Here is a 21272-nt window from a genome sequence, read left to right as displayed (position 1 = left end):
TGGGTCGGTTATACGTGCGACATGACGAATAAAGATCGCAATCCCGCCGCCTTATTTTCGATTTCCTGCCACTCCTGTGCCGGGTCGGAACCCGCAACGATCCCCGCCCCTGCATACAATCGAACATTATCGCCATCGATCTTTGCACAACGTAGTGCGACGCAAAATTCACTCTGCGGTAAAGACAGATAGCCTGCGGAACCGGCATACCATTCCCGTTCAAAGGGTTCGGCATCGTCGATGAATGCTCGGGCGGCAGCTCTCGGCAACCCGGCCACGGCGGCAGTAGGGTGTAATAATGACAGGCACTCAGCGTCATCTTCACCGGCCAGCTCAGTCCAGATACAGCGGCGCAGATGCTGAACTTTCCGTAGCCGGACGATTTGCGGCGGCAGCACCTCCAGCGAGGCGACCGCACCTTGTAAACGCTGGCAGATATCTTCCACGACCAGCATATTTTCCCGTTGGTTTTTATCGTCCGCCATGAGCCAGTCGCCGAGGGTCTGCGCCTCGCGATCGTCCTGATGACTGGTAACCGTTCCGGCCAGCGCTTCAGTGCGCAGAGCGGTGCCTCGTCGACGCCATAGACGCTCAGGCGTGGAGCCTAAAAATGCCTGCTGCGCCTCAAAGGCCATATAAAAATGGTAACAGTGATGATTTAGTCGACGGCTGGCCGCCATCAGCGAGGCAGCATTAACGGGTCGATAGAAACGGTGATCGGTCGTGCGGGCCAGCACCACTTTTTCCATTTCACCGCGTGCAATGGACTCCGTGGCCTCGATGACCAGTCGCTCCCACCCCGGCTTGTCGGGAGTATGGGTTTGCGCTAGCAGCGGTTGATGAACGCCAGGAAGAGGGACAGTGCTGACCAACGAGGCGAGGAAATCTTTGGCCTCTTGCAGGTCGTCGGAGGCGGAGCCTTTGTTTAACACGGTCAACCGCAGCGTCGCGTGCCCTCCCTCCCGTCGCCACTCCAGACGAGGCAAAAAGAGAAAACCCTGCTGCGGATTAAACGCATTGAGTCCCCAGACACGCAATGGGTGTTCGGGATGTTCACGAAGGAATTGCTGAGCAAGCGGGAGTGAAGCAAAACGTTGAACGGCGCCCAGTGCGGCAGCTTCCTCATCGCCACTGCGCTGTTGCCAGTAAAATTGCGGATAACTGGACTGGCTGGCCATCCAGGAGAGCGGATCGAAAGCATCATTCAGTGCGAAGGGAACATCAAAAATCTGTAAGCCTGGCGAGTGCGCAAGGTCGCCTGATAACGTGTCGAGCAAGTGTCCCAGCGCAGCAGAAATAGACAGCACGCAACCCCCTCCCTTAAAAACCACATAGTATACGGGGTGTACGCCTTAATGAGGAGTACCCCCGTAGAGGGAGGGGATTTTTTTGCTTAGCGGCGCAACAACAGACCTAACACCAGGCCGACAGAGGCGCCGACACCGATACCATGCCACGGATTTTCATGGACATAATCATCGGCACGGTAGACTGCTTTTTTAGCACGATAGTAGTAAGTATCTGACGCATTGCTGACGCGATTTTTTACATCATTCAGCGCCTGCTCAGCGCGGGCTTTCAGTTCAATATACTTCTGGTCCGCGGGATCGCCCGACGAGCGCAGGACTTCTTCCAGCGTTTCGCTCAGCAGGGCCAGGTCGTCATCGATACGTGAATCATAAAATTGATTAGACATCAGTTATCTCCATGTTGTGAACCTGTCCGCTAAACTATAGACAATCTTACGGGTTACGCCTGGCTTACCTCACGCGCCATCCCAACGTGTGGAATACCATCTTCATCGTAAACGTCAGTGACTGCCACAAACCCAAAACGGGCGTAAAAATGTTGCAAATGCGCCTGCGCGCCCAGATACAGCGCGTGTTGCGGCCAATATTGCTGGCAAGAGGCGACGGCGCGTTCCATCAGCTGATTGCCTAATTTTTCACCCCGCACGGCATGGCTGACAATCACCCGACCTATGACGACGGGCTGCAGATCGTCCTCACTTTTCAGAATCCTCGCATAAGCTACCAGCCGATCGTCCTGCCAGCCGAGCAGGTGGCGATTACTGCCAATGAGGTCATCGCCGTCAACGTCCAGATAGGCACAGACCTGCTCAACCACAAAGACTTCGCAGCGCAGTTTTAACAAAGCATAGAGCTCTGTCACGGTTAATTCAGAATGATGCAGGTCCTGCCAGCGAATCATGATGTGCTCCTTATTGTGTGTGACCTCGTTATACTAAAACATTCGCTTCGAACGCAAAGGACGTCATACCCTGTGGAACTGATTTTTTTAGGCACCTCTGCCGGTGTGCCCACGCGCAACCGTAACGTCACTGCACTATTGCTCAATTTGCAGCATCCGACTCAGGCCGGGCTGTGGTTGTTTGACTGTGGTGAGGGTACGCAACACCAGATGCTCAGAACGGCGTTTAACCCCGGCAAGCTGGATAAAATTTTTATCACCCATCTTCATGGCGACCACCTTTTTGGCCTGCCAGGCCTGCTGTGCAGCCGTTCAATGGCGGGAAACGTACAGCCGCTGACCATTTACGGCCCAACAGGAATCAAAGAATTTGTCGAGACGGCGCTACGCCTGAGCGGCTCCTGGACCGATTATCCGCTGGTGATTGAAGAGATTCGTGAAGGGCAAGTGCTCGACGACGGTTTACGCAAAGTCACCGCCTGGGCGCTGAATCATCCGGTTGAATGCTACGGCTATCGCATAGAAGAGCACGATAAACCCGGTGCGCTGGATGCCCGCGCGTTGATTGCCCAGGGCGTGAGGCCCGGCCCCGTGTTCCAGAAACTCAAAAACGGCGAAACCCTCACCCTTGAAGACGGACGCATCATCAAGGGTGAGGATTTTCTCGCTCCGGCAGTAGCGGGAAAAAAACTGGCCATTTTTGGCGATACCGCCCCCTGCCCGGCAGCGCTTGAACTGGCCCGAAATGTGGATCTCATGGTGCATGAGGCGACCCTTGAATGGGCGATGGAGGAGAAAGCCAACAGCCGTGGTCACAGCTCCTCTCGTCAGGCAGCGCAGCTGGCGCTGGATGCCGGAGTCGGGCGGCTGGTTATCACCCATCTTAGCTCACGGTACGATGAGGCAGGCAGCCGCCGTCTGCTTGATGAGTGTCGTGAATGTTTTCCAGAAACCCTGCTCGCCGAAGATTTTGGAATTGTTGCTCTGTGATGTGATATTGCGCACTCCACTTTTTGCGCAAAGTGCCGATAACTGTTTTAACGCAGGCATTCCACTTTGAGGGCACGATGGATAATTTCCAGAAAGATATTGATGACAGGGCGAATCTTACCCTGTCGAACCGTTTTGAACTGTTGCTGTTTCGTCTTGGTGCCTCACAGAATGATGCGAAGTCAGAACTTTTCGGCATAAACGTATTTAAGTTGCGCGAAATTGTTCCCATGCCCACCTTCACCCGTCCTGCCGGGATGAAACCGCCGTTGATGGGAATGGTCAATATTCGCGATCAGGTGATCCCGGTTATCGATCTGGCGGCCGTGGCCGGCTGTAAACCGGAAACGGGCCTGAATATTCTGTTAATTACGGAATACGCCAGAAGCATTCAGGCGTTTGCGGTGGAGTCGGTAGAAAACATTATTCGTCTCGACTGGAAGCAAGTGCACACGGCCGAGAAGGCCATCAACGGGCAGTACATCACCAGCATCGCCTGTCTGGATGAAGACAAAGACAGCAACAATCTGGCTATGGTGCTGGACGTTGAGCAGATTCTTTATGATATCTCTCCGGCGGATCACGACCTGCACGGAAATCACCTCCCGGACAAGAAGTTCAACATCAAGCCAGGCGCGGTGGCCATTGTGGCGGAAGACTCGAAGGTGGCACGCGCCATGCTCGACAAAGGTCTGCAGGCCATGCAGATCCCGAACACCATGCATATCACCGGCAAAGACGCCTGGGAACGTATTCAGGTGCTGACCCAGCAGGCCGAAGCAGAAGGCGTGCCAATCAGTGATAAAATTTCTATGGTGCTGACCGACCTTGAAATGCCGGAAATGGATGGATTCACTCTGACGCGCTTAATTAAAAGCGATCCTCGTCTGAAGCAAATCCCGGTGGTCATTCACTCTTCTCTTTCCGGTAGTGCTAACGAAGACCATGTACGTAAAGTACAGGCCGACGGCTACGTGGCCAAGTTTGAGATTAACGAACTCTCCTCGGTGATTCAGGAAGTGCTTGAGCGTTCCGCAAGCCGTATCAGCGGACCGCTGGTGAGCGGGCAGAAAATCATGTCGAAGCCGCTGTTGGCGAAATAAATCCACGCTGCTTGCAGACATAAAAAAACCGCCGAATCCGGCGGTTTTTTATTGGCTAAGCGACCTTACATCAGCGGGGTTGCCAGCGCCACCAGCGAGATGAGCGGCTGCGGATAAATACCCAGCAGCAGCACCAACAGCGCAGAGATCAGCACGACAATACCGCCCGCGCTGTACTGCCAGTTTGATGGCGCATCGCGGGTAAGCTGTTGCGGCGCATTCAGATACAGACTCACGGCGACACGCAGGTAGTAGTAGAGACCAATTGCGGAGCCGAGGATCACGGCGCCCGTCAACCACCACAGATGTGCCTGCACGCCGACCGCCAGGATGTAGAACTTACCGATAAAGCCCAGCGTCATCGGGATACCGGCCAGAGACAGCATCATCACCGTCAGGACCGCTGCCAGAATCGGGCGATGCCAGAACAGACCACGGTAGGAGTACAGCGATTCAGCATCCGGGCCACGGTACGGGCTGGACATCAGGCTAACCACCCCGAACGCACCGAGGCTGCTGAACAGATAACCGGCCAGATAGACACCCACGGCCTCCATAGACATCTCACCGCTTTGCAGGGCAATCAGCGCCACCAGCAGATAACCGAGGTGAGAAATGGACGAGTAGCCGAGCAGACGCTTGATGTTGGTCTGGCTTAGCGCCATCAGGTTGCCGAAAATAATGGAAACGAAGGCGATAAGGCCCAGCACCAGACGAACCGCTTCACTGTCACCCACCGGTGCGTAAAGGAACAGACGCATCACTACCCCGAAGATAGCGATTTTGCTCGCCGTCGCCAGGAAGGTAGACACCGGGGCCGGAGCACCCTGATAAACGTCTGGCGTCCACAGGTGGAACGGCACCAGCGACAGCTTAAAGCCAAGACCCACAATCATCAGGCCCAGACCGATAAGCAGCAGCGGCTCATGCAATGCAGTACCACTCAGGCTTTTGCCGAGGGCAACAAACGACAGGTTGCCGGATTGCGCATAAACCAGTGCCATACCGAACAGCAGGAACGACGACGCCGCCGCTGACAGAATGGTGTACTTGATGCTCGCTTCCAGCGAACGTTTCTGACGAAACGCATAGCCAACCAGCCCGAACAGCGGCAGAGAGATAAGTTCTATCCCGAGGAACAGCGAGGCCATGTGATTAGCATTGGCCAGCAGGATCCCGCCGAGTGCGGCAATCAGCACCAGCAGATAGAACTCTTCTTTGTTATCGCTGTAGCCTTCAAGCCACGGGTAAGCAAAGGTACAGGTGGCCAGGCTCGCCAGCAAAACCAGTCCGGTGTAAAGCATGGCATAGCCATCAACGCGCATCAGTGGCGTAACGTCCATCGCCCCCGCCTGGCCAACAAACCAGAGGGAGACTAACGCGACGTTCAGGCCCACGACTGACAGCGTGGCATTGAGGAAATGGTTGCGTCGCCACGCAATGGAGAGCATCACAACCACCACCGTCAATCCGACGATTAGCAGCGGCAGCAGCGCAATCAGGTGTTGTGTGGTTAAAGTCATAAGCGCTTTACGGCCTTGTAGTAGAAGCAGAATTAACAAACCACTGCTGGATATTACTCATCGCAGAGTGCGAGGTATCCAGAATCGGCTGCGGATAGAAGCCAAGCAGTACCAGAAGTACAACCAGCGACAGAATCATCAGCAACTCACGCAGTGACATCCCTGGCAAATCTTTACTGGCAATCTCGCTTTTCGCTTTACCGAAGTAAGCACGATGCAGCATCGCCAGTGAATATACAGACGCAAACACCAGACCGAAGGTCGAGATGATAGTAATCAGCGGAACCACCTGGTAGCTGCCGAACAGAATCATAAATTCGCCAACGAAGTTACCGGTACCCGGCATACCCAGTGTCGCAACGGCAAAGAACATGGAGAGCGCTGGCAGCCATTTAATCTTGCTCCAGAGCCCACCCATCATGCGCATGTCACGGGTATGCAGACGTTCGTACAACTGACCACACAGGATGAAGAGGCCGGCTGCGGACAGACCGTGCGCAATCATCTGGATAACCGCCCCCTGGTACGCCAACTGGCTGCCGGTATAGATGGCAATCAGTACGAAGCCCATATGGGAAACGGAGGTGTAAGCAATCAGACGTTTGATGTCGTACTGGGTGAATGCCATCCACGCGCCGTAGAAGATACCAATCACACCCAGCCACATGGCAATGGGCGCAAACTCAGCAGAGGCGTTCGGGAACAGCGGCAGCGCGAAACGCAGCAGACCGTAGGCCGCTGTTTTCAGCAAAATGCCCGCCAGGTCGACGGAACCGGCGGTCGGTGCCTGGGAGTGCGCATCCGGCAACCAGCCGTGCAACGGCACCACCGGCATTTTCACCGCGAACGCGATAAAGAAGCCCAGCATCAACAAGTATTCAACGCCGGAAGACATTGGTGTCTTCAGGAGATCCTGATAGTCGAAAGTCCAGACGCCGGTCGCGTTGTGGTGAACAAACACCAGTCCCAGAATCGCAATCAACATCACCAGACCACTCGCCTGGGTATAGATGAAGAACTTGGTGGCTGCGGTAATACGCGTCTTCCCGTCGGAGGCTTTATGGCCCCAGAGTGCGATCAGGAAGTACATCGGCACCAGCATCATCTCCCAGAAGAAGAAGAACAGGAACAGATCGATGGCAAGGAATACGCCGATGACGCCGCCCAGGATCCACATCAGGTTCAGGTGGAAGAAGCCCTGATATTTTTCAATTTCACGCCAGGAGCAGAGTACCGCCAGTACCCCGAGGAAGCCGGTCAGCACCACCATCAGCAGGGACAGTCCGTCCAGCGCCAGATGGATATTGATGCCAAAGCGTGGGATCCAGGGGAGTAAGAACTCCGACTGCCATTGCGGAATACCGGCAGATTGCGTCAGTGAATAGCCGCCCTGCAACCACAGTTGCAGACCAAGCGCCAGCGTCAGTCCCATGGTAATCAGCGCGATCCAGCGCGGCAACTTCACGCCGAAGCGTTCGGTTTGCCAGCAGAGGAATCCACCGATAAAGGGGATTAATATCAACCAGGGTAATAACATAGCTAAGTATGTCCCTTATATTTACTCCTGCTCAGGCTATCTCGCTTGCCAGCCCGAATCCGGCAGTGCTCGCAATCCTCATGTACTCAAGTACGCTCCGGTTGCTCTGCGCTGGCGGTCTCCGGTCTGACTTCGCCGATGACGCCTGTACTTCAGGAACAGATTTTCAACGAATTCTAAAATATTTATGGGTTTGTAGGCCGGATAAACGCAGCGCCATCCGGCAATAGTTCATCCAGCCAACAAACTCAACGCAATACCATCAGCAGTGCCAGAATCACGACCGCACCGATGCTCATGGATGCTACATACCAGCGCAGATAGCCGTTCTCGCTAAGCAGCAGACCTTTGCCTGCAAAGCGGGACAGAATCGCCGGGATGTTCATCACAGCATTCATCGGGTCGCGTTTCAGCAGCCAGGCGATGCCCAGGAACGGCTTGACGAAGATACGATCGTACAGCCAGTCAAAGCCCCAGGCGTTATACCACCAGGTCCCCAGCAGACGGCCCGGCGCACTGTTGGCAATCGAGGTTACCAGCGTACGCTTGCCCAGCCACAGCCATGCGGCGATCAGGATGCCCGCAATGGCCACCACACCGGAGGTGATTTCAAGCATCAGTACGCGACCGTGCTCAAGTTCGGTGGTTTCAGGCAAGACACCGTGCAATGGCGGAACAATCATTGCGCCCACGAAGGTAGAGAGAATCAGCAGCACGATCAGCGGCAGGTGGTGGGTAATCCCCTTCCCTGCATGAGCATGAATTTGTTCTTTCCCGTGGAAGACGATGAAAATCATACGGAACGTATACAGGGAGGTCATGAACGCACCGGCCAGACCTGCGACCATCAGGTTGATATGACCGTTCGCCATGGCACCCGCAAGGATCTCGTCCTTACTGAAGAAGCCAGCGGTGATCATCGGCAGTGCAGCCAGCGCGGCTCCCCCCACCAGGAAGCAGACATACACCAGCGGAATCGACTTGCGCAGACCGCCCATTTTGAAGATGTTCTGCTCGTGGTGGCAGGCCAGAATCACCGAACCGGACGAGAGGAACAACAGCGCTTTAAAGAACGCATGGGTCATCAGATGGAAAATCGCCGCATCCCACGCCTGAACGCCCAGCGCCAGGAACATATAGCCAATCTGACTCATGGTGGAGTAGGCGAGAACACGCTTGATGTCGGTTTGCACCAGTGCGGCAAAGCCTGCCAGCACCAGGGTAACCGCACCCACGATGCCCACCAGATGCAGAATCTCAGGGGTCATCAGGAACAGACCATGAGTACGTGCAATCAGGTAAACACCGGCGGTGACCATGGTCGCGGCGTGAATCAGCGCAGAGACCGGCGTCGGACCCGCCATCGCGTCAGCAAGCCAGGTCTGCAGCGGCAGCTGTGCCGATTTACCGACCGCACCACCTAACAGCATCAGGGTGGCCCACATCAGCATAGTGTTGCCATTGGCGAAGTGGGCAGGTGCCAGTTCAACCATCTCACGGAAGTTCAGCGTACCCAGCTCGTTGTAAAGAATGAACAGCGCGAAGGCGAGGAAGACGTCACCGACACGGGTCACGACAAACGCTTTCATGGCCGCTGCGCCATTCTTCGGATCGGTGTAGTAGAACCCGATCAGCAGGTAAGAGCACAGGCCCACGCCTTCCCAGCCGAGGTACATCAACAGCAGGTTATCACCCAGCACCAGAATGACCATGCTGGCAATAAACAGGTTGGTGTAGGCGAAGAAGCGGGAGTACCCCTCTTCACCGCGCATATACCAGGAAGCGAACATGTGGATCAGGAAGCCGACACCGGTGACCACCGAGAGCATGGTCAGTGACAGGCCGTCCAGCACCAGACTAAAGCTGATGTTGAAATCGCCAACTGACATCCAGGTCCACAATGGCAGCGTGAAGACCTGACGACCGTTATTGAAGAAATCCACACCCGCGATGGCGGTAACCAGCGCCGCCAGGCCAATGGAGCCCATTCCTACCGTGGCAGAGAGGTTTTCCGACCAGCGACCACGGGAGAAAGAGAGCAGCAAAAAGCCAATCAAAGGAAAAATAATGGTTAAGGCGAGCATGTTCATCCACGCATCTCACTTACTGAATCGATATTCAGATTCTGGCGGCGACGATGGAGTTGCAGCAGCAACGCCAGGCCAATGCTCGCTTCCGCAGCCGCGAGGCTAATGGCGAGGATATACATCACCTGACCGTCAGTCTGGCCCCAATAGCTACCCGCCACCACAAACGCCAGCGCGGCCGCATTGATCATGATTTCCAGACCAATCAGCATAAACAGCAGGTTGCGGCGAATGACCAGGCCAGTAAGACCGAGAACAAACAGGATCGCGGCAAGGATCAGTCCATGTTGTAAGGGGATCATGCATGCTCCTCCGTTTTTCTTTTAGGGCGATCTTCCGTACGGTTGCTGAGCACTTCACCCGGTCGGTCTTCACGACCCACGTGGAAGGCAACAACCAGACCGGCCAACAGCAGCATTGACGCCAGTTCAACCGCCAGAACGTAAGGTCCAAACAGCGTGATACCGACGGCTTTCGCACTTATTGCCGTACCGTCAATGCCCTGATCGTTAATACCGGTAATGGCGTAAATCATCACGCCCAGCAAAATGGCCGATACAATTGACGGGCCAATCCACACCTGCGGCTTAAGCCACTGGCGCTCTTGCTCGATTTCTGAACCGCCAAGGTTGAGCATCATCACCACGAACACGAACAGCACCATGATGGCGCCCGCGTAGACGATGATCTCCAGCGCACCCGCAAAGTAGGCGCCCAACGAGAAGAAGACACCTGCAATAGCCAGCAGCGACACAATCAGGTACAGCAAGGCGTGTACCGGATTGGTGTGGGTAATGACCCGCAGTGTCGTCAGGATGGCAACCAGGCCACAGATATAAAAAGCGAACTCCATTGCCCCTCTCCTTACGGTAACAGGCTCTTGACGTCGATAGGTTTAGCTTCGTTCTCAGCTTCACCTTTGTCTTTTCCGTCGATTGCCATACCTGCCATCCGGTAGAAGTTATATTCCGGGTATTTGCCCGGACCGGAGATCAGCAGATCCTCTTTTTCGTAAACCAGATCCTGACGCTTGTATTCCCCCATTTCGAAATCCGGGGTCAACTGGATAGCGGTCGTCGGGCAAGCCTCTTCACACATGCCGCAGAAAATACAGCGGGAGAAGTTGATACGGAAAAACTCCGGATACCAGCGCCCGTCTTTGGTTTCTGCTTTTTGCAGGGAGATACAGCCTACCGGACACGCTACCGCGCACAGGTTACAAGCAACACAACGCTCGTCACCGTCCGGGTCGCGGGTCAGGACAATACGGCCACGGTAGCGCGGCGGTAAGTAGACCGGCTCTTCCGGGTACATACGCGTTTCGCGTTTTGCAAACGCGTGCAGGCCGATCATCCAGATACTGCGCACCTGGGTGCCGAAGCCCACGAGTAATTCTTTTAAAGTCATGGTCTTTCGCCCCTTATTGCGCTTGCCAGAGAATGACAGCCGCGGTACCTAACAAGTTGAGAAGCGTCAGCGGCAGGCATACCTTCCAGCCGAAGGACATGACCTGGTCATAACGCGGACGAGGTAACGCTGCGCGAATCAAAATGAACATCATCATAAAGAACGCGGTTTTGATCGCGAACCAGATGAATGGCGGTAAGAACGGACCGTGCCAGCCACCGAAGAACAACGTGACCATCAGTGCAGAGATGGTGACGATACCGATGTATTCCCCCACGAAGAACAGACCGAACTTCATACCGGAATATTCGATGTGGTAACCATCGGCCAGTTCCTGCTCAGCTTCCGGTTGGTCAAACGGATGGCGGTGACACACCGCCACGCCTGCAATGGCAAAGGTAATAAAGCCAAAGAACTGCGGGACAACGTTCCAGATATCCGCCTGGTTATTGACGATATCGGTCATGTTGAATGAACCGGCTTGCGCCACCACGCCCATCAAGGAAAGTCCAAGAAACACTTCGTAGCTCAGGGTTTGCGCAGACGCACGCATGGCCCCCAGCAGCGAGTATTTGTTGTTACTCGACCAGCCCGCGAACAGCACCGCATACACCGCAAGGCCTGCCATCATCAGGAAGAAGAGGATCCCGATGTTGAGGTCTGCGACCACCCAGTTCGGGCTGACCGGCACAATGGCGAAGGCCAGCAGCAGCGAGGTGAAGGCGATAACCGGCGCCAGGGTAAAGATCATGCGGTCCGTGAATTTCGGAACCCAGTCCTCTTTAAAGAACATCTTGATCATATCGGCGACGATCTGGAGTGAGCCACCCCAACCCACGCGGTTCGGTCCGTAACGGTTCTGGAAGAGCCCCAGCAGACGACGCTCACCGAAACTCATCAGCGCGCCGCAGGTGACGACCACCAGCAATATGACGACCGCTTTCAGGATGCTTAACAGAATGTCGATAACATCCGGTGTTAACCAACTCATGCTTGCGCCTCCTGCAGATTTTCAAGACGAGCACCGGCAAGCACCGGGGCAATGCCTGGCATCCCCATCGGTAGACCTACCTGCCCTGCCGTCAGCCCCTCGGAGAGTTCAAGCGGAAGGCTGAGCGTCTGGCCGTCGTAACTAAAGGAAATACGCGCACCGGCATTCACGCCCAACTTCGCGGCATCCGCCGGGTTGAGTTTGATGTACGGCTGCGGCATACGGCTCTGGAAGACCGGAGAACGCTGGGACATCTCATCACTACCAAACAGATGGTAGTAAGGTGCGATGCGCCACTGTCCGTCCTGCGCTTCAAAGCTTGCCGGCACGTTGGTGAAGTAGTCCAGACCACTTTCTGAGGCTTCAATCAGACGCACGCCCGGATCGCCATGACGCAAGTGACCACCCACCTCAGCCTGGAATTTGTTCCATGCCTGCGGGGAGTTCCAGCCTGGTGCCCATGCGAACGGAATCTGCGAGCGCGGAGCGGATGGCTGGTTGTTCCCTTCCATTGAGAAGGCGAACATGGTGTCTTTGTCCTGCGGCTGACGCGGCTCATGTACGCTGATGTTAGCGCGCATGGCGGTACGACCACTGTAACGATGCGGCTCACGCGCCAGTTTCTGACCGCGAATGCGGAAGCTTGCATCCGGTGCGGCATCTTTGATACCTGCCAGGTGCGGCAACGCAGCAACGGCAGCGTCAATCACATGGTCAAGCTGCGTCCAGTCCACTTCACGGTTTTCCACCGTGCTGTGCAGGGAGTGCAGCCAGCGCCAGCTTTCCAGCATGATCGTTTTATTGTCGTAGTAAGACGGGTCATACACCTGGAAGAATCGCTGTGCGCGGCCTTCGTTATTGATGACCGTACCGTCACTTTCAGCAAAGCTTGCTGCAGAGAGCACCAGATGCGCATGGTCCATAATCGCCGTACGCTGATGGTCAATCACCATCACCAGCGGGGCTTTGGCCAGTGCAGCGTTCACGCGGGTAGCACTCGCATGGCGATGCAGATCGTTTTCCAGCACCACGACAGCATCTGCCGCACCGCTTTCCAGCTCGTCCAGGGCCTCATCCAGAGAACCGCCACCGATCAGGCCGAGACCGACGCTGTTGGTGGAACGGGCAATCATGGTCACACCGACGTCGGAACCGCGCGCTTTCAGTGCTTTCGCAACGTTTGCTGCAGCCTGAATAACATCAACGCTACCATTGTTGGTCCCGGAGATAATCAGCGGTTTCTTCGCGCCGGCCAGCGCCTGAACCACAACATCGATTTTGTTCTGCAGGTCGCGGCTGATGCCGTCTACCGCCGGTGCGTTTTCATCAAGCGCATGAGCGATGGCAAAGCCGAGGCGCGCCTGATCTTCCACCGGGGCACGATAGGTCCATGCGGCGATGTCGTCCAGACGGGTGTCATCCACGTTGGTCACGAACAGCGGGTGCTTCGCGCGCTGACCAATGTTAAGGATCGCCGCAATCTGCCAGTCGGCCACTTTCTGGGCCGCGGCCATTTCACGTGCTTTGCCTTTCACCGCCTGACGTACCGCCAGGGCAACGCGTGCGCCGGTTTGAGTGATGTCTTCACCCAGCACCAGCACGGCATCGTAAGATTCAATCTCGCGCAGCGTTGGGGTACGAATACCGCCTTCGCGCAGCACTTTCAGCATCATCTGCAGGCGTTCTTGTTCACCTTTAGCGATACCGGTATAGAAGTTTTCCGCCCCAACCAGCTCACGCAGCGCAAAGTTGCTTTCAACGCTGGCACGTGGGGAGCCAATACCAATGACTTTTTTGGACTGACGCAGAATGTCCGCCGCACCCTGCATCGCCTGCTCGGCATTCAGCGTGATGATGTCATCACCACGGCGCTGAACCGGCTGACGCGGTCGGTCTTTCAGGTTCACATAACCATAGCCAAAACGACCACGGTCGCAGAGGAAGTAGTGATTAACGGAACCGTTGAAGCGGTTTTCAATACGGCGCAGTTCACCGTAACGCTCACCCGGGCTGGTGTTACATCCGAGCGAACACTGCTGGCAGATGCTTGGCGCAAACTGCATGTCCCATTTACGGTTGTAACGCTCGGAGTGCGTTTTGTCGGTGAAGACACCGGTCGGGCAGATTTCGACCAGGTTGCCAGAGAACTCGCTTTCCAGCGTGCCATCTTCCGGGCGGCCGAAGTAGACGTTGTCATGTGCGCCATAAACGCCCAAATCCACACCGTCTGCATAATCTTTGTAGTAACGCACGCAGCGGTAACAGGCGATACAGCGGTTCATTTCGTGAGAGATGAACGGCCCCAGATCCTGATTACGGTGAGTACGCTTGGTGAAACGATAGCGGCGGAAGCTATGACCGGTCATCACCGTCATATCCTGCAGGTGGCAGTTGCCCCCTTCTTCACAGACCGGGCAGTCGTGTGGGTGGTTGGTCATCAACCACTCCACGACGCTTTCGCGGAACTGCTTCGCTTCTGCATCGTCAATAGAAATAAAGGTGCCTTCAGTGGCGGGTGTCATACACGACATCACCAGGCGACCACGCGTGTCTTCCGCGTTCTGATATTGCTTCACCGCACACTGGCGGCAAGCACCGACGCTGCCCAGCGCCGGGTGCCAGCAAAAATACGGAATATCAAGGCCGAGGCTCAGACATGCCTGTAACAGGTTGTCTGCACCGTTGACCTCATATTCTTTGCCGTCTACATGAATCGTAGCCATTAGCATGCTTCCAAATTAGAAATTTAACTCACCAGCGCGCTTTCAAGAGGTTCGGCTGAATACCGCCAATGGCATTGGTATTGCTGAACTGCTGCTTGATGCCTGCTTCGAATTCTTCACGGAAATATTTGATCGCGCTCTGCAGCGGCTCAACGGCGCCCGGCGCATGCGCGCAGAAGGTTTTACCCGGCCCAAGGAATCGACACAGTTGCTCAAGTGTCTCGATATCCCCCGGCTGGCCTTCGCCACGCTCAAGCGCACGCAGAATTTTCACGCTCCACGGCAAACCGTCACGGCAGGGCGTACACCAGCCGCAGGACTCACGGGCGAAAAACTCTTCCAGGTTACGCACCAGCGGCACCATGCCAATCTCGTGGTCAACCGCCATTGCCAGCGCCGTACCCAGACGGCTGCCCGCTTTACCGATGCTTTCAAATTCCATCGGCAGGTCAAGGTGAGATTCGGTCAGGAAGTCAGTCCCTGCCCCACCCGGCTGCCAGGCTTTAAATTTCAAGCCATCGCGCATGCCACCCGCGTAATCTTCAAGAATTTCACGTGCGGTGGTGCCAAACGGCAGCTCCCACAGGCCCGGATTCTTGACGCGGCCTGAGAAGCCCATCAGCTTGGTGCCGGCATCTTTACTGGTCGAAATATTCTGGTACCACTCCACGCCATTCGCCAGAATTGCCGGCACGTTACACAGGGTTTCGACGTTGTTTACGCAGGTCGGTTTCCCCCAGACGCCGGAACTCGCCGGGAACGGTGGTTTGGAACGTGGGTTAGCACGACGGCCTTCGAGGGAGTTGATCAGTGCGGTCTCTTCACCGCAGATATAACGCCCGGCGCCGGTGTGCACGAACAGTTCAAAGTCGAAGCCGCTGCCGAGAATGTTTTTGCCCAGCAGACCGGCTTCGGTCGCTTCCGCAATCGCACGGCGCAGGTGAACTGCCGCTTCAATATATTCGCCACGCAGGAAGATGTAGCCACGGTACGCTTTCAGCGCAAACGCAGAAATGAGCATGCCTTCCACCAGCAGGTGCGGCAGTTGCTCCATCAGCAAACGGTCTTTATAGGTGCCCGGTTCCATTTCATCGGCGTTACACAGCAGGTAACGGATGTTCATGGACTCATCTTTTGGCATCAGGCTCCACTTCAAACCCGTGGAGAAGCCCGCGCCGCCACGTCCCTTCAGGCCGGAGTCTTTTACCGCGTTGACGATTTCATCCGGTGCCATACCCGTCAGTGCACGACGCGCGCCGGCATAACCGTTTTTGCTCTGGTATTCATCCAGCCACACGGGCTGTTTGTCGTCGCGCAGACGCCAGGTCAGCGGATGCGTTTCGGGAGTACGGATAACCTCTTTCATTTATACCGCTCCAGCAAATCAGGGATGGATTCCGGCGTCAGATGGCTGTGAGTATCCTCATCAATCATCATGTTCGGGCCTTTATCACAGTTACCCAGGCAGCAGGTCGGCAACAGGGTAAAGCGACCATCAAACGTCGTCTGCCCCGGCTTGATATTGAGTTTTTTCTCAAGCGCAGCCTGAATACCCTGGTAACCGGTGATATGGCACACCACGCTGTCGCAGTAGCGAATGACATGACGGCCAACCGGCTGGCGGAAAATCTGGCTGTAGAACGTGGCAACACCTTCCACATCGCTCGCCGGGATACCCAGCACATCAGCGATAGCGTAGATCGCCCCATCCGGTACCCAACCGCGCTGTTTCTGAACGATTTTCAGCGCTTCAATGGAGGCCGCACGCGGGTCTTCGTAATGGTGCTTTTCGTGCTCGATGGCGTCACGCTCTGCCGCACTCAGCTCAAAAGCCTCGGTTTCTGGTAATTGATTCTCGTGCATAATTAGCGGTCCACATCTGACATAACAAAATCGATACTACCCAGATACACAATCAGGTCGGAGACCAGACTGCCGCGAATGGCGGACGGGATCTGCTGCAGGTGCGGGAAGCTTGGCGTACGTACACGGGTACGATAGCTCATGGTGCTGCCGTCACTGGTCAGGTAGTAACTGTTGATACCCTTGGTCGCTTCAATCATCTGGAAGGATTCGTTGGCCGGCATAACCGGGCCCCAGGAAACCTGCAGGAAGTGCGTGATCAGGGTTTCGATATGTTGCAGCGTGCGCTCTTTCGGCGGCGGCGTGGTCAGCGGGTGATCCGCTTTGAACGGGCCTTCCGGCATATTGTAGAGGCACTGCTCAAGGATGCGCAGACTCTGGCGCAGTTCTTCCACTTTCAGCATCACACGGGTGTAGCAGTCGGAAACGCCACCGCCCACCGGGATTTCAAAGTCAAAGTTCTCGTAGCCAGAGTACGGACGCGCTTTACGCACGTCGAAGTCGATCCCGGTAGCACGCAGGCCCGCACCGGTGGTGCCCCACTCCAGCGCTTCTTTCGCGCCATAGGCGGCAACACCCTGAGAACGCCCTTTCAGAATGGAGTTACGCAGCGCGGCTTTCTCGTAAGAAGCCAGACGCTTCGGCATCCAGTCGAGGAATTCACGCAGCAGGCGATCCCAGCCACGCGGCAGATCGTGTGCCACACCGCCGATACGGAACCAGGCCGGGTGCATACGGAAGCCGGTAATGGCTTCCACCAGATCGTAAATTTTCTGACGATCGGTAAAGGCGAAGAAGACCGGGGTCATCGCGCCCACGTCCTGAATGAACGTGGAGATATAGAGCAAGTGGCTGTTGATACGGAACAGTTCCGACAGCATCACGCGAATCACATTGACGCGATCCGGGGTGGTAATGCCTGCCAGTTTCTCTACCGCCAGCACGTAAGGCATCTCGTTCACGCAGCCGCCGAGGTACTCGATACGGTCGGTGTACGGAATGTAACTGTGCCAGGACTGACGCTCGCCCATCTTCTCAGCACCACGGTGGTGGTAGCCGATATCCGGTACGCAGTCGACAATCTCCTCGCCATCAAGCTGGAGAATAATACGGAATGCACCGTGCGCAGAGGGGTGGTTAGGACCGAGGTTGAGGAACATGAAGTCCTCGTTATCGGTGCTGCGTTTCATACCCCAGTCTTCGGGTTTGAAGGTCAACGCTTCCATTTCCAGATCCTGTTTGGCCTTGGTCAGCTCAAACGGGTCGAATTCGGTCGCGCGCGCCGGGTAGTCTTTACGCAGCGGGTGGCCTGTCCAGGTCTGCGGCATCATGATGCGCGTCAGATGTGGGTGGCCGTCGAAGGTCATGCCAAACATTTCCCAGGTCTCACGCTCATACCAGTTCGCGTTCGGGAAAAGTTTGGTAATCGTCGGCAGATGCATGTCGTTTTCAGACAATGCCACCTTGAGCATGATATCCGTATTGCGGTCTATTGAGATCAGGTGGTAGAAAACGGAAAAATCCGCCGCGGGTAAACCGTGACGGTGCGTACGCAGACGTTCGTCCATGCCGTGTAAGTCAAACAGCATGACGTAAGGTTTTGGCAATTTCTTAAGGAAATCGACAACTTCCAGTAACTGTTCGCGCTTCACCCAAACAACCGGCACCCCGGTGCGGGTCGCCTGAACGGTAAAGGCATCCGGCCCAAAACGGTTGCGCAGCTCGCCAATGACCGGATCATCAAGGTGATCGCGGGTCTGCCATGTGGCTTCTTGCGCAGTTAAGTCAGTCATATTGTTCACCATTGCAAAATTTCCGTGGTGACTGTCAGGTATGGCTTCGCGTTAGTTGATTATTAAAATGCGAAGAATTTATGCCATAGCCCGCAGGCGCAAATTAAATCTCGTCAGGCGTACGCAGATTGGTTACTGCAATGCGCTCGCCGCGTTTGCGGTCGCGTTCCGACTGCATATTGGCGCGGTAAACACCCTGATCGCCAACAACCCACGACAGCGGGCGACGTTCTTTTCCGATCGATTCCTGTAACAGCATCAGCGCCTGCATATAGGCTTCCGGACGCGGCGGGCATCCCGGAATGTACACATCCACGGGGATAAATTTATCAACGCCCTGCACGACCGAGTAGATGTCATACATCCCACCGGAGTTGGCACATGCGCCCATGGAGATAACCCATTTCGGCTCCAGCATCTGGTCATACAAACGCTGAATAACCGGTGCCATTTTAGTAAAGCAGGTCCCTGCGACCACCATCAGGTCAGCCTGACGCGGGGAAGCACGCAATACCTCAGCACCGAAACGCGCAACGTCGTGCACGGCGGTAAATGAGGTGACCATCTCGACATAACAGCAGGACAAGCCGAAGTTATAAGGCCAGATTGAGTTTTTGCGGCCCCAGTTAACCATGTCGTGCAAGGCATTCTCGAGCTTGCCCATGTACACGCTTTTGTTAACTTCTTGTTCCAGGGGGTCGGTTACGATCTCCTGTTTTTGCAGGGGGTAACGGTCGTTCTCACCGTTGGGATCTATGCGGGTGAGCGTATAATCCATCTTATTGCCTCGCGGTTAGCGTTGACGATTAGTGTAGCTGCTAGTCTCAGGGTTGATTCGTTCACGACGTGAACGCGACGGCGTCCAGTCCAGCGCACCGATTCGCACCAGATAAAAAAGACCAGCCAGCAGCACTAAAATGAAAATTGCGGCTTCGACAAAACCAACCCAGCCACTCTCACGAATGGAGGTTGACCATGCGTACAGGTAAAGCGCTTCCACGTCGAAGATGACGAAGAACATGGCCACCAGATAGAACTTAGCGGACAGGCGCAGGCGTGCGGTGCCGACCGAATCGATACCCGATTCGAAAGGAACGTTTTTGTGCCTTGCGCGTGCGCGACCGCCGAGATACCAGCCGCCGATCAACATCAGGCAGCACAGGCCAATTGCGACAATAAGAAAGATTGCGAACGCCCAGTGATGAGCGATGATTTCAGTGGATGTTGACATACGCATTGCTTAGCTCAAAAGGTAGCGCTTAATGCTCTGCTCTTCTCGGCAGATGGCGCTACATCGATTCATGGGGAGGAATAAAACCACACGTTAAGTAAGAATTTGACAAAGTCGGCCAAACGATGTGGGTTTTTACTCCTTTCTATAACCTTTTGTCAACTTTAACAAAAGTTTCCTCACATTAGTTTACATCGGCAGCAATTCATTAACATTAAATGCCGTTTTCCTGGTTCAACCTCGACGAAGCCCATGATCTTTTAGGGTGTTGAATCGTGTCCGTTGTGAGATTTTACAAATATTACCCTCTTATTTTGACAGGATTTTGCACGGATTCCTCCCCCTCTGTGGGAGTATTTTCTTGATCTGAGACACGCTTTTGTTAATTCATCACTAAAAACGGCAACAAAACGGCTAGATTTTTAACATGCAGCAGTATCACTAAAAACTATAGAACATGCGGGGGGATTGTGGAGACACTCTTAATAACCCTATGATTCAAAGCGTTATTTTAGAGAAAATCTGTATTATATTTGCAGAATCGTGTGAAAAACGAACCGATGACAGCAATTCTGTTGTCAGCGGCTCATTTTTTACATTTACAATTTGTTACCAGTTTTTGGCCTCAACCTCAGCCAAAATCTCCCTCTGGGACGAGTGAGTCGTCTCCCCCTTCGGTAGCACCTGCGCCGTAGTGCCACGGATTCTGGTAGTGTTCCATCGCCTGAAAAATCACCTGCGCCAGTTCGTTCTGACTCTGGGTATTCAGGCAGAGCAGATATTCCGTTTCCGGAAGACCCGGCAAACCATCAGATTTGCCCAGCACGCGCAGATCCGGACTCATCATCTCAACGGGGCGCGCGGTGATACCTAATCCTGCCTTCACGGCAGCCTTGACTGCAGACAGTGTCGACGCAACATAGGCTACACGCCAGGGGATCTCTGCCATATTCAGGGCATTCATGATCATATCGCGGAATGGGCTGGGCTCATCCAACAAGACTAAAGGAATCGCCTCTCCTTTCTGAAGAACAAACTCCGCAGAGCAGTACCAGTGAGTGGGAGACGTGCGCAACGTCAGACAGTCGTAATGCACCGGCCGATGGGTGGTAACAATGAGATCAAAATCATCTTCTTGTGCCCTGTCATCAGCAAGAGGATTACGTTTAACCCGGACATCCAACGCCAGTTTGGGATAAACCGAGCTAATACGATTGAGCAAAAAAGGCAGGATGGTATCTGCCGATTCATCAGAAGCACCAAGGGTTAGCACCCCCTGAAGGTTACTGAATAACAGAGACGTACAGGCTTCATCATTGAAGCGTAAAATCTTTCGGGCATAGCCCAGTAACTGAATGCCGTGTTCGGTTAACAGCTTATTACGACCATGACGGGCAAAAAGCTCCTTTCCGACCAATTGCTCCAGCCGCTGCATTTGTTGACTGACCGCAGACTGGGTGCGACAAACTGCAGCGGCAGCTGCAGCAAACGTGTTCAGATCAGCGACCGCAACGAAGGTTCTCAGCAGATCGAGGTCGAGATTCAGTATCGGACGATTTGCATTTATCATAATTTTTCACTTACGGGTTCCTCACTCGGAGTTACCCCGGTTTATGCTGTGCGCGTAAGATTTAAGCAATTCCCTTTTAAATGTGCATCCAGCAGAGTTATGGCCCCGATCAACCTGGCTGAAAGTTCTGGCGTTTATCGTTCGCCGTTTGCGGCACGGAGAACGCAACAACTTTATTTTGCGTGCGCCCATTCCTTTCGAATATATAAACCATATGAATACTTGTTAATCCTTTTAAGGAAA

The 21272-nt window shown here is 54.7% G+C and carries 19 protein-coding genes; 2 read left to right on the top strand and 17 right to left on the bottom strand.

Features of this window, described 5'->3' with window-relative positions; translation table 11 throughout:
• Positions 1 to 8: 8 nt before the first annotated feature.
• From menF to ACUY4Q_RS07745, 3 genes are all read right to left on the bottom strand, one after another.
• The gene (menF, locus tag ACUY4Q_RS07755) at positions 9 to 1307 is read right to left on the bottom strand and encodes an isochorismate synthase MenF (RefSeq protein ID WP_458046469.1); all 1299 of its coding nucleotides are present in this window, start codon (positions 1305 to 1307) and stop codon (positions 9 to 11) included.
• Positions 1308 to 1393: 86 nt separating this feature from the next.
• Positions 1394 to 1696 carry a stress response protein ElaB gene (elaB, locus tag ACUY4Q_RS07750; protein ID WP_458046468.1) on the bottom strand — a complete coding sequence of 101 codons (303 nt, stop codon included), beginning with the start codon at positions 1694 to 1696 and terminating at the stop codon, positions 1394 to 1396.
• A 53-nt stretch (positions 1697 to 1749) separates the two neighbouring features.
• The gene (locus ACUY4Q_RS07745) at positions 1750 to 2211 is read right to left on the bottom strand and encodes a GNAT family N-acetyltransferase (RefSeq protein ID WP_458046467.1); all 462 of its coding nucleotides are present in this window, start codon (positions 2209 to 2211) and stop codon (positions 1750 to 1752) included.
• A gap of 72 nt (positions 2212 to 2283) precedes the next feature.
• Between ACUY4Q_RS07745 and rbn the strand changes: the two genes are divergently transcribed.
• A complete protein-coding gene (gene rbn, locus ACUY4Q_RS07740; protein WP_458046466.1) occupies positions 2284 to 3201 on the top strand; it encodes a ribonuclease BN in 918 nt (305 codons plus the stop codon).
• A 77-nt stretch (positions 3202 to 3278) separates the two neighbouring features.
• Positions 3279 to 4304 (top strand): chemotaxis protein, encoded by a 1026-nt coding sequence (locus ACUY4Q_RS07735; RefSeq protein ID WP_458046465.1) that lies wholly within the window; start codon positions 3279 to 3281, stop codon positions 4302 to 4304.
• 65 nt (positions 4305 to 4369) lie between these two features.
• Here ACUY4Q_RS07735 and nuoN read toward each other — a convergent pair whose 3' ends face one another.
• The 14 genes from nuoN to lrhA all read right to left on the bottom strand — a co-directional run bounded on the left by nuoN (position 4370) and on the right by lrhA (position 21029).
• Positions 4370 to 5827 carry an NADH-quinone oxidoreductase subunit NuoN gene (nuoN, locus tag ACUY4Q_RS07730; protein WP_458046464.1) on the bottom strand — a complete coding sequence of 486 codons (1458 nt, stop codon included), beginning with the start codon at positions 5825 to 5827 and terminating at the stop codon, positions 4370 to 4372.
• Between the two features lie 7 nt (positions 5828 to 5834).
• On the bottom strand, positions 5835 to 7364 hold the full coding sequence (gene nuoM, locus ACUY4Q_RS07725; RefSeq protein ID WP_458046463.1) for an NADH-quinone oxidoreductase subunit M: 1530 nt from the start codon (positions 7362 to 7364) through the stop codon (positions 5835 to 5837).
• A gap of 248 nt (positions 7365 to 7612) precedes the next feature.
• On the bottom strand, positions 7613 to 9454 hold the full coding sequence (nuoL, locus tag ACUY4Q_RS07720) for an NADH-quinone oxidoreductase subunit L (protein ID WP_458046462.1): 1842 nt from the start codon (positions 9452 to 9454) through the stop codon (positions 7613 to 7615).
• A complete protein-coding gene (gene nuoK / locus ACUY4Q_RS07715) occupies positions 9451 to 9753 on the bottom strand; it encodes an NADH-quinone oxidoreductase subunit NuoK (protein ID WP_002463445.1) in 303 nt (100 codons plus the stop codon). Before nuoK ends, nuoL begins: the two co-directional genes overlap by 4 nt.
• Positions 9750 to 10304: an NADH-quinone oxidoreductase subunit J gene (gene nuoJ, locus ACUY4Q_RS07710; RefSeq protein WP_458046461.1), complete on the bottom strand. Its 555-nt coding sequence runs from the start codon at positions 10302 to 10304 to the stop codon at positions 9750 to 9752. Before nuoJ ends, nuoK begins: the two co-directional genes overlap by 4 nt.
• A gap of 11 nt (positions 10305 to 10315) precedes the next feature.
• Positions 10316 to 10858, bottom strand: coding sequence for an NADH-quinone oxidoreductase subunit NuoI (nuoI, locus tag ACUY4Q_RS07705; RefSeq protein WP_458046460.1), 543 nt, complete (start codon positions 10856 to 10858; stop codon positions 10316 to 10318).
• Between the two features lie 13 nt (positions 10859 to 10871).
• Positions 10872 to 11849, bottom strand: a complete 978-nt coding sequence (gene nuoH / locus ACUY4Q_RS07700; RefSeq protein WP_458046459.1) for an NADH-quinone oxidoreductase subunit NuoH — start codon at positions 11847 to 11849, stop codon at positions 10872 to 10874.
• A complete protein-coding gene (nuoG, locus tag ACUY4Q_RS07695) occupies positions 11846 to 14572 on the bottom strand; it encodes an NADH-quinone oxidoreductase subunit NuoG (protein ID WP_458046458.1) in 2727 nt (908 codons plus the stop codon). The genes nuoH and nuoG overlap by 4 nt, the downstream gene beginning before the upstream one ends.
• Positions 14573 to 14600: 28 nt before the next feature.
• Entirely contained in the window at positions 14601 to 15938 is a 1338-nt protein-coding gene (gene nuoF, locus ACUY4Q_RS07690; protein WP_458046457.1) for an NADH-quinone oxidoreductase subunit NuoF, read from the bottom strand.
• On the bottom strand, positions 15935 to 16435 hold the full coding sequence (gene nuoE, locus ACUY4Q_RS07685; RefSeq protein WP_458046456.1) for an NADH-quinone oxidoreductase subunit NuoE: 501 nt from the start codon (positions 16433 to 16435) through the stop codon (positions 15935 to 15937). The genes nuoF and nuoE overlap by 4 nt, the downstream gene beginning before the upstream one ends.
• 2 nt (positions 16436 to 16437) lie before the next feature.
• The gene (gene nuoC / locus ACUY4Q_RS07680) at positions 16438 to 18240 is read right to left on the bottom strand and encodes an NADH-quinone oxidoreductase subunit C/D (RefSeq protein WP_458046455.1); all 1803 of its coding nucleotides are present in this window, start codon (positions 18238 to 18240) and stop codon (positions 16438 to 16440) included.
• Positions 18241 to 18331: 91 nt separating this feature from the next.
• Positions 18332 to 19006: an NADH-quinone oxidoreductase subunit NuoB gene (gene nuoB, locus ACUY4Q_RS07675; protein WP_437430714.1), complete on the bottom strand. Its 675-nt coding sequence runs from the start codon at positions 19004 to 19006 to the stop codon at positions 18332 to 18334.
• A gap of 15 nt (positions 19007 to 19021) precedes the next feature.
• Positions 19022 to 19465 carry an NADH-quinone oxidoreductase subunit NuoA gene (gene nuoA, locus ACUY4Q_RS07670; RefSeq protein WP_458046454.1) on the bottom strand — a complete coding sequence of 148 codons (444 nt, stop codon included), beginning with the start codon at positions 19463 to 19465 and terminating at the stop codon, positions 19022 to 19024.
• A gap of 625 nt (positions 19466 to 20090) precedes the next feature.
• Positions 20091 to 21029 (bottom strand): transcriptional regulator LrhA, encoded by a 939-nt coding sequence (gene lrhA / locus ACUY4Q_RS07665; protein ID WP_458046453.1) that lies wholly within the window; start codon positions 21027 to 21029, stop codon positions 20091 to 20093.
• Positions 21030 to 21272 lie beyond the last annotated feature (243 nt).

The sequence above is a fragment of the Phytobacter cepae genome (assembly GCF_054165735.1).
Note: the sequence above shows the minus strand (reverse complement) of the source record. Positions and strands in the feature narration are given on the sequence as shown.